Below are 11,344 nucleotides of genomic sequence, written 5' to 3' on the forward strand. Positions count from 1 at the left end.
AAAAGAAAAAAGCCCGCACCTAACCAGTGCGGGCTTTTTTTTCGGCTTAAATTCGGGAGAGACAAGAAATGCGAGTGCTGAAATTTGGCGGAACCTCGGTAGCGAATGCAGAACGTTTTCTGCGCGTTGCCGACATCATGGAAAGTAATGCACGTCAGGGACAGGTGGCCACGGTCTTGTCCGCTCCGGCTAAAATCACTAACCACCTGGTGGCAATGATTGAAAAAACGGTAGCGGGGCAAGACATTCTGCCAAATATGAGCGATGCAGAGCGCATCTTCGCCGAGCTGCTGAGCGGGCTGGCGCAGGCGTTGCCCGGCTTTGAGTACGATCGCCTCAAGACGTTTGTCGATCAGGAGTTCGCCCAGCTCAAGCAGGTACTGCATGGCGTTGCGTTGCTTGGACAGTGCCCGGACAGCGTGAATGCGGCCATTATCTGCCGCGGCGAGAAGCTCTCCATCGCCATCATGGAAGGGGTGTTTCGTGCCAAAGGTTTCCCGGTCACGGTGATTAACCCGGTTGAGAAACTGCTGGCGCAGGGGCATTACCTGGAGTCCACGGTAGATATCGCAGAATCCACATTGCGTATCGCCGCATCGGCCATCCCGGCGGATCACATTGTGCTGATGGCCGGTTTCACCGCCGGCAACGACAAGGGCGAATTGGTGGTGCTGGGCCGTAACGGTTCCGACTACTCTGCCGCGGTGCTGGCTGCCTGTTTGCGCGCCGACTGTTGCGAGATCTGGACCGACGTTGACGGCGTTTATACCTGTGACCCACGCACCGTGCCGGATGCCAGGCTGTTGAAATCGATGTCGTACCAGGAAGCCATGGAGCTTTCCTATTTCGGCGCCAGCGTTCTCCACCCCCGCACCATTGCCCCCATCGCTCAGTTCCAAATCCCCTGCCTGATCAAAAACACCGCTAATCCACAGGCACCAGGCACGCTGATTGGCGGCGAAAATCTGGATTCTGATACGCCGGTGAAGGGCATCACCAACCTGAACAATATGGCGATGATCAACGTCTCCGGTCCGGGGATGAAAGGCATGGTCGGCATGGCGGCGCGGGTATTTGCCGTAATGTCGCGCGCCGGCATCTCTGTGGTGCTGATCACCCAGTCGTCCTCTGAATACAGCATCAGTTTCTGCGTGCCGCAGAGCGAACTGCAACGTGCGCGTCGGGCGCTGGAAGACGAGTTCTATCTTGAATTGAAAGACGGTCTGCTGGAGCCGCTGGACGTAATGGAACAGTTGGCGATCATCTCGGTGGTCGGCGACGGCATGCGTACCCTGCGCGGCATTTCGGCCAGCTTCTTCTCTGCGCTGGCTCGCGCCAATATCAACATTGTCGCTATTGCTCAGGGCTCTTCTGAACGCTCCATCTCGGTGGTGGTCAGCAATGATTCCGCGACCACCGGGGTGCGCGTTTGCCATCAGATGTTGTTCAATACCGATCAGGTGATTGAAGTGTTTGTCATCGGCGTTGGTGGCGTGGGCGGCGCGTTGATCGAGCAGATTTACCGTCAGCAACCTTGGCTGAAACAAAAGCATATCGATCTGCGGGTGTGCGGCATTGCCAATTCGCGTGCCATGTTGACCAACATTCACGGCATTCAGCTTGAAAGCTGGCGTGATGAGCTGGCCGGCGCGCAAGAGCCGTTCAACCTGGGGCGTTTGATTCGTTTGGTGAAGGAGTACCACCTGCTGAACCCGGTGATTGTCGACTGCACCTCCAGCCAGGCGGTTGCCGATCAATACGCGGACTTCCTGGCGGATGGATTCCACGTGGTGACGCCGAATAAAAAGGCCAACACCTCGTCGATGAACTACTACCAACAGTTGCGCACCGCCGCGGCCGGTTCGCGCCGCAAGTTTCTGTATGACACCAACGTCGGCGCGGGCTTGCCGGTGATCGAAAACCTGCAAAACCTGCTGAACGCCGGTGATGAGCTGACGCGTTTCTCCGGCATCCTGTCCGGTTCGCTGTCGTTTATTTTCGGCAAACTGGACGAGGGCATGTCGCTGTCGGCGGCGACCCTGGAGGCCAAGGCCAAAGGATATACCGAGCCGGATCCACGTGACGACCTTTCCGGTATGGACGTGGCCCGCAAGCTGCTGATCCTGGCCCGTGAAGCGGGGTACAAACTGGAACTGGAAGATATTGAGGTCGAGTCGGCGCTGCCGCCTTCCTTTGACGCCTCCGGGGATGTGGAAACCTTTATGGCGCGCCTGCCGGAACTGGATAAAGAGTATGCTCGCAATGTGGCCAACGCCGCTGAGCAGGGCAAGGTGCTGCGCTACGTCGGCGTCATTGAAAATGGCCGCTGTCAGGTTCGCATAGATGCGGTAGATGGCAACGATCCGTTGTATAAAGTGAAGAACGGCGAGAACGCCTTGGCTTTCTACAGCCGTTACTATCAGCCGTTGCCGTTGGTACTGCGTGGCTACGGTGCCGGTAACGATGTGACTGCAGCAGGGGTCTTCGCCGATCTGTTGCGCACACTGTCATGGAAGTTGGGAGTTTAATATGGTTAAGGTGTATGCGCCGGCCTCAATTGGCAACGTAAGCGTCGGCTTTGACGTTCTGGGTGCAGCGGTGTCACCGATCGACGGTACCTTGCTGGGCGACTGCGTCAGCGTCGAGGCTGCCGCCACGTTCAGCCTTCAGAACGCCGGTCGCTTCGTCAGCAAACTGCCGGACGATCCAAAAGAGAATATCGTTTATCAGTGCTGGCAGCGTTTCTGTCAGGAGATCGGCCGTGAGATCCCGGTGGCGATGCGGCTGGAGAAAAACATGCCGATCGGTTCAGGATTGGGTTCCAGCGCCTGCTCGGTGGTTGCCGGGCTGATGGCGATGAATGAATTCTGCAACCGTCCGCTGGATAAAATGACCCTGCTGAGCCTGATGGGCGAGCTGGAAGGCCGCATCTCCGGCAGCGTGCATTACGACAACGTGGCGCCTTGCTACCTTGGCGGCTTGCAACTGATGCTGGAAGAAGAAGGCTTCATCAGCCAGGAAGTGCCATGCTTTAAAGACTGGCTGTGGGTGATGGCCTATCCGGGCATCAAGGTGTCCACCGCCGAAGCGCGCGCGATTTTACCCGCGCAGTATCGTCGTCAGGACTGTGTCAGTCACGGTCGCTATCTGGCGGGCTTTATTCATGCCTGCCACACCCAACAGCCGCGTTTGGCCGCCAAACTGATGCAGGACGTGATTGCCGAGCCGTACCGCACTCGCCTGCTGCCGGGCTTTGCCGATGCGCGTAAAGCTGCGCAGGATATAGGTGCGCTGGCTTGCGGTATTTCCGGCTCCGGCCCGACGCTGTTCGCCGTCTGTGATGATGGCGCTACGGCTCAACGCATGGCCGATTGGCTGACTAATCACTATCTGCAAAACGACGAAGGTTTTGTTCATATTTGCCGTCTGGATACCGCAGGCGCACGACTACTGGGATAACGCATGAAACTGTACAACCTTAAGGATCACAACGAGCAGGTCAGCTTCGCGCAGGCGATCAAACAAGGCCTGGGCAAACAGCAAGGGCTGTTTTTCCCGCTGGAACTGCCGGAATTTGAATTGACCGAAATCGATCATCTGCTGGAGCAGGATTTTGTCACCCGCAGCAGCCGCATCCTGTCGGCGTTTATTGGCGATGAAGTTTCCGAAGAGGCTCTGCATAAGCGCGTAGCGGCGGCCTTTGAATTCCCGGCGCCGGTGGCGCAAGTGGAAGACGATATTGCGTGCCTGGAGCTGTTCCACGGCCCGACGCTGGCCTTTAAAGACTTCGGCGGCCGCTTTATGGCGCAAATGCTGGCGGAAGTGGCAGGCGATCAGCCGGTGACTATCCTGACGGCGACTTCCGGCGATACCGGCGCGGCGGTGGCACATGCTTTCTACGGCCTGAAGAATGTTCGCGTGGTGATCCTTTACCCGCAGGGCAAAATCAGCCCGTTGCAGGAAAAACTGTTCTGCACCCTGGGCGGTAACATTCACACCGTGGCGATTGATGGCGACTTCGATGCTTGCCAGGCCCTGGTCAAGCAGGCGTTTGACGATCAGGAGCTGAAAGAAGCGCTGCACCTGAACTCGGCCAACTCGATCAATATCAGCCGCCTGCTGGCGCAGATTTGCTACTACTTCGAAGCGGTAGCGCAACTGCCGCAGGAAGCACGTAATCAACTGGTGATTTCGGTGCCAAGCGGTAACTTCGGCGATCTGACCGCCGGCTTGTTGGCCAAATCACTGGGGCTGCCGGTGAAGCGTTTTATCGCCGCGACCAATGCCAACGATACCGTGCCGCGCTTCCTGACGAATGGTCAGTGGCAGCCACACGCCACGGTGGCAACGTTGTCGAATGCGATGGACGTCAGCCAGCCGAATAACTGGCCGCGCGTAGAAGAGCTGTTCCGTCGCAAGATCTGGCAGTTGAAAGAACTGGGGCACGCAACGGTGAGTGACGAAACCACCAAGGACAGCATGCGTGAGCTGGCGCAACTGGGCTACCTTTCTGAGCCGCATGCGGCAATCGCTTATCGCGCGTTGCGTGACCAATTGAAGGAAGGGGAGTTTGGCTTGTTCCTCGGTACTGCGCATCCGGCCAAGTTCAAAGAGAGCGTAGAGGAAATTCTCGGTCAGGAGCTGCCACTGCCCAAGGCGCTGGCGCTGCGCGCCGATTTGCCGCTGTTGTCCCACAATCTGCCGGCCAGCTTTGGCGAACTGCGTAAGTTCCTGATGGCCTTGCCTGCCTGATCCCGCTGGAGGCATAAAGCGAAAAGCCGTCATTGCGACGGCTTTTTTATGGGCGTGGCGGATTACTGCTCGGGGCGTTTGAACACCAGTTCGTTGCCTTTGGAGTCGGCTTCATCGAAGGCGTAACCTTCCAGGTTGAAACCAAGCAGTTGTTCGCGCTGCGTCAGGCGATTCTTGATGATATAGCGGCTCATCAATCCACGCGCCTTCTTGGCGTAGAAGCTGATCACTTTGTATTTGCCGTTCTTCTCGTCGAGGAACACCGGTTTAATCAGCGTGCCGTGCAGTTTGGCCGGCTTCACCGATTTGAAGTATTCGTCGGAAGCCAGGTTGACCACCACGTCGTCGCCCTGTTGCTCCAGCGCTTCGTTAAGCTTTTTGGTGATCTGCTCGCCCCAGAAGCTGTACAAATCCTTGCCCTTGGCGTTCTCCAGTTTGATACCCATCTCCAGACGGTAAGGCATCATCAGATCGAGCGGGCGCAGCACGCCGTACAACCCGGACAGCATGCGCAGATGCTGCTGGGCAAAGTCAAAATCGCCCTCGCTGAAGTCCTGTGCGTGCAAACCGGTATAGACGTCGCCTTTGAAAGCCAGCAGGGCCTGGCGAGCATTGTCTGGGGTGAACTTTGGCTGCCAGTCGCCAAAGCGAGCGGCGTTCAACCCGGCCAGTTTGTCGCTGATGCCCATCAGTTTGGAGATTTGTACCGGCGTCAGCTCGCGGCAGATTTTGATCAGCTGCTTAGATTTGTCCAGCAGTTCCGGCTGAGTGAAGCGTTCTGTCGCCAATGGGCTTTCGTAATCAAGGGTTTTTGCAGGTGAAATAATAACGAGCATGGCCAGATCCTGTTTATCCAAGAAGGGGTACTGTAGCAAAAAGCGCGGGAAAAAGGGTCAATGGGTCTGATAGGCAGGGCGCGTGCCAGACGCGCCCGTAAAAACTCAGTTTTTATCCCATACGCCGGGTTCCAACTGAGATTTCAGTTCAGGGAAGCGGTTGGCGTCGAAAGTCGGCAATTTGCCCAGCGTACGCTGGCGGTGATAATCGTCGGCCAGTTTCAGCGCCACTTTTGACAGTAGCAGGATCGCCGTCAGGTTGGTGATGGCCATTAACGCCATTGAGGTGTCAGCCATTTTCCAGACAACCGGCAATTCAGCCAGCGCACCAAACATCACCATGCCCAGTGCGGCGCAGCGGAAAACCAGCAGGCCGGCCGGGTGGTTGCGCTCGAGGAACACCAGATTACTTTCGGCGTAGGCATAGTTGGCGATGATCGAGGTAAAGGCGAAAAAGAAAATGGCAATGGCAACAAAGGGAGATCCCCAACTGCCGACGGCGGCGGACAAGGCTCGCTGAGTCATGTCGATACCGCTGACATTGGCTACCGGCTGATCCAGTACGCCGGACGACAGGATGATCGCGGCGGTCGCGCTGCAAATCACGATGGTATCGATAAAGACACCGAGCATCTGCACGTAGCCCTGAGACGCAGGGTGCGGCGGGTAAGGGGAGGCGGAAGCCGCCGCGTTGGGCGCGGAACCCATACCGGCCTCGTTGGAAAACAGGCCACGCTGAACGCCCTGGGTCATTGCCTGCGAAATACCATAGCCGACGGCACCTGCCGCTGCTTCCTGCAGCCCGAAGGCGCTCTTGAACACCAGCGACAAGATTGCCGGCATATGCTCGATATTCTGGCCAATCACCCAGAATGCCAGCAGTAGATAAGCCGCAGCCATCAGTGGCACCACCCATTCAGCCACGCGGGCAACCGAGCGGATACCGCCGAAGATGACCAGACCGCTCAGTACGACCAGACCGATACCGATATACAGAGGCTTCACGTTGAAGGCAACGGCGGAGGCCTGGGCAATGGAATTGGCCTGCACGGCATTGAACACTAATCCGAAGGCTACGATCAGGAAGATGGAGAACAGCACGCCCATCCAGCGCATGCCCAGCCCTTTTTCCATATAGTAAGCTGGCCCGCCGCGGAAGTTACCCTGATCGTCTTTGGTTTTGTAGAGCTGCGCCAGGCTGCTTTCGACAAAGGAAGTGGCCATGCCGATGAACGCCACCACCCACATCCAGAAGATGGCCCCGGGGCCGCCTGCGGTAAGGGCAATAGCCACGCCAGTCAGATTACCGGTGCCTACGCGCGCGGCAAGGGTGGTGCATAAAGCTTGAAAAGAGGAGATGCCCGCGCTGTCGCTTTTGTTGCTGTGCTTGAGCACGGAGAACATATGGCTGAAATGGCGGACCTGGATAAAGCGGGTACGCAGGGTAAAATAAATGCCTGCGCCAAGCAGTAAATAAATCAGTACCGAACCCCACAAAATATTATTTATAAAATTCATCAGGTCCGTCACGGATCCCTCCTTGTTGTTATTTTTTGTGCACCGCGCCGCATCCACCGCGGGTGAAGATATATTGATTGAATTTTTACAAGAGCTTAGCTGAAACCAGTCGGGTTCCGAGCAATTGAGATTTTTCTCAGATCACTGGCCCTATTGCATCAATTTTCGCGAATTTAACATAATTTATTCAATCGATAGCACGTTATTGCCTTTTCTTCAGCTCGGGAATGACGAAAGATACGAGCGTAAACGGTTGCTCGCTCAAGGATAAAACCAGCGCCGCCGGGCCGCGATTTTCCAGCCTTGCACCGGGCCTTGCGCATGTTATTATCAGGGCAGGGCATGGTTGAACGATGCCAAAAGTTCATGCACAAACGATGAGATAATGCCAACATGACCGATAAATTAACTTCCCTGCGCCAACTCACTACCGTGGTTGCAGATACGGGCGATATCGCGGCAATGAAGCTGTATCAACCGCAAGATGCTACAACCAACCCTTCGCTGATCCTCAATGCAGCCCAAATTCCTGAATACCGCAAACTGATTGACGAAGCTATTGCCTGGGCGCGTGAGCAGAGCAGCGATCGCGAACAGCAGATCGCCGACGCCGCCGACAAGCTGGCCGTCAACATCGGTCTGGAAATCCTTAAGCTGGTTCCTGGCCGTATCTCTACCGAAGTGGACGCACGTCTGTCCTACGATACCGTGGCCAGCGTTGCCAAGGCCAAGCGCCTGATCAAGCTGTACAACGATGCCGGCATCAGTAACGACCGCATCCTGATCAAACTGGCTTCTACCTGGCAGGGCATCCGCGCGGCAGAGCAGTTGGAGAAAGAAGGCATCAACTGTAACCTGACGCTGCTGTTCTCCTTCGCTCAGGCGCGTGCCTGTGCCGAAGCTGGCGTGTACCTGATCTCTCCGTTTGTTGGTCGTATCCTCGACTGGTACAAAGCCAACGGCGACAAGAAAGAGTTCGCGCCAAACGAAGATCCAGGTGTGGTTTCCGTTACCGAGATCTACCAGTATTACAAAGAGCACGGTTACAAAACCGTGGTGATGGGCGCCAGCTTCCGTAACGTCGGTGAAATCATCGAACTGGCTGGCTGTGACCGTCTGACCATCGCCCCTGCACTGCTGAAAGAGCTGGCAGAGAGCGAAGGTTCCCTGGAGCGTAAACTGGCTTACACCGGCGAAGTGAAAGCGCGTCCTGCGGCGCTGACCGAGCCTGAGTTCTACTGGCAGCACAACCAGGATCCAATGGCGGTTGAGAAACTGACCGACGGTATCCGCAAGTTTGCCGTAGACCAGGGCAAGCTGGAAAAAATGATCGCCGATCTGCTGTAATTCAGGCAGTCAGCGCAGAAAAAGGTGGCTTAGGCCGCCTTTTTTTATGCCCGCAGATCCCCGGCACGGGCAGACACCTTATACTCTCGGGATGAATAACAGGGCGGGAAGCGAACCCGCTCGAACCCCATTAGGCTGTAGAGGTTACGCATGGACATATTACGTATTGGTTTGGTTTCAGTTTCTGACCGCGCTTCCGGCGGCGTTTACCAGGACAAAGGCATACCGGCTTTGGAAGCGTGGCTGACCGACGCGCTGGCCACGCCGTTCAAACTGGAAACCCGCTTGATCCCCGATGAGCAAACGTTAATCGAGCAAACCCTGTGTGAGCTGGTGGATGAAATGGGCTGCCATCTGGTGCTGACGACCGGCGGTACCGGGCCGGCGCGACGTGACGTGACCCCAGACGCCACGCTGGCGATCGCCGATCGCGTGATGCCTGGCTTCGGCGAGCAAATGCGTCAAATCAGCCTACACTATGTGCCAACGGCAATTCTTTCACGCCAGGTGGGGGCGATCCGCAAGCAGGCGCTGATCATCAACCTGCCGGGACAACCGAAGTCAATCAAGGAAACGCTGGAAGGGGTCAAGGACGAACAGGGCAAGGTGGTGGTGCATGGTATCTTCGCCAGCGTGCCGTACTGCATTCAGTTGCTCGAGGGGCCTTATGTGGAAACTCAGGCCGAAGTGGTAGCAGCATTTAGGCCGAAGAATGCGCGTCGCGAGATAAACCTCTAAATTTCAGCGTAATGTGAGATAAGCCCCAAGCGTTCTGGTGTGAAAATATTTTGCCGTTATAGTAAGGATTCGTTTACAGAAGCCGCTGGCTTTTATTTTAACAGTCTCCTCTGACGGTACCCTATGCCTCACGATAATAATCGCCGGTTAAACCGGCAAGACTACAAAACTCTGACATTAGCTGCCCTGGGCGGAGCGCTGGAGTTCTACGACTTCATCATTTTCGTCTTCTTTGCTGCGGTGATGGGCGAACTCTTCTTCCCGGCGGATATGCCTGAATGGCTGCGTCAGGTGCAAACCTTCGGCATCTTTGCCGCCGGTTACCTGGCCCGCCCGTTGGGCGGCATCGTCATGGCACACTTCGGCGATTTGGTCGGCCGTAAGAAGATGTTCAGCCTGAGCATTCTGCTGATGGCGCTACCGACGCTGGGCATGGGCCTGTTACCGACCTACGCCAGCATCGGTATTGCCGCGCCGCTCTTGCTGCTGCTGATGCGCGTGCTGCAGGGTGCAGCGATTGGTGGTGAAGTGCCGGGGGCCTGGGTGTTTGTTGCCGAACACGTGCCGCGCCGCCGCATTGGTTTTGCCTGCGGTACCCTGACCGCCGGTCTGACGGTCGGTATCTTGCTGGGCTCGTTGGTGGCGACGGTGATCAACACTACGCTCAGCCAACAGACCATCGCCGAGGGGGGCTGGCGCATTCCTTTCCTGCTGGGCGGCATTTTCGGCCTGGTGGCGATGTACCTGCGCCGCTGGTTGCAGGAAACGCCAATTTTCATCGAGATGCAGGCGCGCAAAGCCCTGGCGGAGGAGCTGCCGCTGAAATCCGTGGTGCTTAACCATCGCAAGGAAGTGGTGGTGTCGATGCTGCTGACCTGGCTGCTGTCCGCCGGTATCGTGGTGGTGATCCTGATGACCCCGACTTACTTGCAAAAGCAATTTGGCATTGCCCCGGCGCTGTCGCTGCAGGCGAACAGCATTGCCACCATCATGCTGATTGCTGGCTGCATTACCGCCGGTTTGGCGGCGGATCGCTTCGGTGCCAGCAAGACCTTTATCGTTGGCAGTTTGCTGTTGGCCGGCTGCAGTTGGCTATTTTATCGGACGGTGGGAGAACACCCGGAAATGCTGTTCGCCTGCTATGCGCTGGTAGGCTTCAGCGTGGGCGTGGTGGGCGCTGTACCCTATGTGATGGTGCGGGCTTTCCCGGCGGAAGTGCGATTTACCGGTATTTCGTTCTCATATAATGTCGCATACGCTATTTTTGGGGGTTTAACCCCAATATTTGTGACGTTGATCATGAAGTTAACCCCGTTAGCACCCGCTTACTACGTATTGGCGTTGTCGGGGATAGGACTGCTGCTGGGGATTTACCTCCATCGCGATCTGAATAGCGAAACCAAGGCGCAACGCGCCGGTTCTTACAGCTAAAAAAAAGCCCTGCAATCAACCGCAGGGCTTTTCATTTCAGGTCAATGACGCTTATGCCACTGCCCGGATAGGTTCTACATTGTTGACGCTGGGTTCGCCAATCGGCAGCACCGTACGGCCAAACTGCTCGTTGAGCACTTCCGCCATAGCCAGGTAGATAGCGCTGGCACCGCAGATGATGCCTTCGTAGCCGGCAAATTTCAGCAGCGCAGGGTTGCCGGTGATGTTACCGACGGCCAGCAGGGCGAACAGCAGCGTCAGGCTGCCGAACACGAACTGCAGCACGCGGTTGCCGCGCAGAGTGCCGAAGAACATGAACAGGGTGAAGACGCCCCACAGTGCCAGATAGATCCCCAGCACGCTGGCGTCGGTCGGTTCAGCCAGGCCCAGGCGTGGCAGCAGCAGCAGCCCGACCAGGCTCAGCCAGAAGCTGCCGTAAGAGATAAAGGCCGTCATGCCGAAGGTATTGCCTTTCTTGTATTCCAGCAGGCCAGCCATAATCTGGGCCAGTCCACCGAAGAAAATCCCCATGCTGATGATGGAAGAGTTCAATGGGAAAAAGCCCGCGTTGTGCAGGTTCAGCAAGACGGTGGTCATCCCGAAGCCCATCAGGCCGAGAGGGCCGGGATTCGCCAACTTGTTGGTGTGCATATGTCCTCTGCGATAACAGAATTTTAACGAAAATGGATAGGTAAATTCATAAATGGTCTGAATGGCCGAAA

At 56.6% G+C, this 11,344-nt stretch carries 9 protein-coding genes and 1 other annotated feature (1 of these 10 cut by a window edge); of the genes, 6 read left to right on the plus strand and 3 right to left on the minus strand.

Annotated features, from left to right (window positions below):
• Nucleotides 1-43 (plus strand) — a sequence feature (Thr leader region); it begins 76 nt to the left of the window's first position.
• Nucleotides 44-68: 25 nt separating this feature from the next.
• Genes thrA through thrC form a run of 3 tightly spaced genes read left to right on the plus strand, consistent with a single transcriptional unit; the run spans nt 69 to nt 4,752 of the window.
• Entirely contained in the window at nt 69-2,528 is a 2,460-nt protein-coding gene (gene thrA / locus AC1RKG_RS15955) for a bifunctional aspartate kinase/homoserine dehydrogenase I (protein WP_493183473.1), read from the plus strand.
• A 1-nt stretch (nt 2,529) separates the two neighbouring features.
• The gene (thrB, locus tag AC1RKG_RS15960; RefSeq protein ID WP_020825139.1) at nt 2,530-3,459 is read left to right on the plus strand and encodes a homoserine kinase; all 930 of its coding nucleotides are present in this window, start codon (nt 2,530-2,532) and stop codon (nt 3,457-3,459) included.
• A 3-nt stretch (nt 3,460-3,462) separates the two neighbouring features.
• On the plus strand, nt 3,463-4,752 hold the full coding sequence (gene thrC, locus AC1RKG_RS15965; protein WP_020825140.1) for a threonine synthase: 1,290 nt from the start codon (nt 3,463-3,465) through the stop codon (nt 4,750-4,752).
• Between the two features lie 62 nt (nt 4,753-4,814).
• Here the strand turns inward: thrC and yaaA are convergent, their stop codons facing one another.
• Nucleotides 4,815-5,588 carry a peroxide stress protein YaaA gene (gene yaaA, locus AC1RKG_RS15970; RefSeq protein ID WP_020825141.1) on the minus strand — a complete coding sequence of 258 codons (774 nt, stop codon included), beginning with the start codon at nt 5,586-5,588 and terminating at the stop codon, nt 4,815-4,817.
• 105 nt (nt 5,589-5,693) lie between these two features.
• Nucleotides 5,694-7,118, minus strand: coding sequence for an alanine/glycine:cation symporter family protein (locus AC1RKG_RS15975; RefSeq protein ID WP_122077097.1), 1,425 nt, complete (start codon nt 7,116-7,118; stop codon nt 5,694-5,696).
• Between the two features lie 381 nt (nt 7,119-7,499).
• Between AC1RKG_RS15975 and tal the strand changes: the two genes are divergently transcribed.
• From tal to AC1RKG_RS15990, 3 genes are all read left to right on the plus strand, one after another.
• Nucleotides 7,500-8,453 carry a transaldolase gene (tal, locus tag AC1RKG_RS15980; protein ID WP_020825143.1) on the plus strand — a complete coding sequence of 318 codons (954 nt, stop codon included), beginning with the start codon at nt 7,500-7,502 and terminating at the stop codon, nt 8,451-8,453.
• A gap of 150 nt (nt 8,454-8,603) precedes the next feature.
• Nucleotides 8,604-9,191, plus strand: a complete 588-nt coding sequence (gene mog / locus AC1RKG_RS15985; protein ID WP_020825144.1) for a molybdopterin adenylyltransferase — start codon at nt 8,604-8,606, stop codon at nt 9,189-9,191.
• 123 nt (nt 9,192-9,314) lie between these two features.
• A complete protein-coding gene (locus AC1RKG_RS15990) occupies nt 9,315-10,622 on the plus strand; it encodes an MFS transporter (RefSeq protein ID WP_046374548.1) in 1,308 nt (435 codons plus the stop codon).
• Between the two features lie 51 nt (nt 10,623-10,673).
• Here the strand turns inward: AC1RKG_RS15990 and satP are convergent, their stop codons facing one another.
• A complete protein-coding gene (gene satP, locus AC1RKG_RS15995; protein WP_493183474.1) occupies nt 10,674-11,273 on the minus strand; it encodes an acetate uptake transporter in 600 nt (199 codons plus the stop codon).
• Between the last annotated feature and the right edge of the window lie 71 nt (nt 11,274-11,344).

This window comes from Serratia sp. GW822-FHT06D09 (assembly GCF_058799515.1).

Coding starts and splice junctions, on each gene's coding strand:
- thrA (WP_493183473.1), top strand. CDS start 69: ATGCGAGTGCTGAAATTTGGCGGAACCTCGGTAGCGAATGCAGAACGT.
- thrB (WP_020825139.1), top strand. CDS start 2,530: ATGGTTAAGGTGTATGCGCCGGCCTCAATTGGCAACGTAAGCGTCGGC.
- thrC (WP_020825140.1), top strand. CDS start 3,463: ATGAAACTGTACAACCTTAAGGATCACAACGAGCAGGTCAGCTTCGCG.
- yaaA (WP_020825141.1), bottom strand. CDS start 5,588: ATGCTCGTTATTATTTCACCTGCAAAAACCCTTGATTACGAAAGCCCA.
- tal (WP_020825143.1), top strand. CDS start 7,500: ATGACCGATAAATTAACTTCCCTGCGCCAACTCACTACCGTGGTTGCA.
- mog (WP_020825144.1), top strand. CDS start 8,604: ATGGACATATTACGTATTGGTTTGGTTTCAGTTTCTGACCGCGCTTCC.
- AC1RKG_RS15990 (WP_046374548.1), top strand. CDS start 9,315: ATGCCTCACGATAATAATCGCCGGTTAAACCGGCAAGACTACAAAACT.
- satP (WP_493183474.1), bottom strand. CDS start 11,273: ATGCACACCAACAAGTTGGCGAATCCCGGCCCTCTCGGCCTGATGGGC.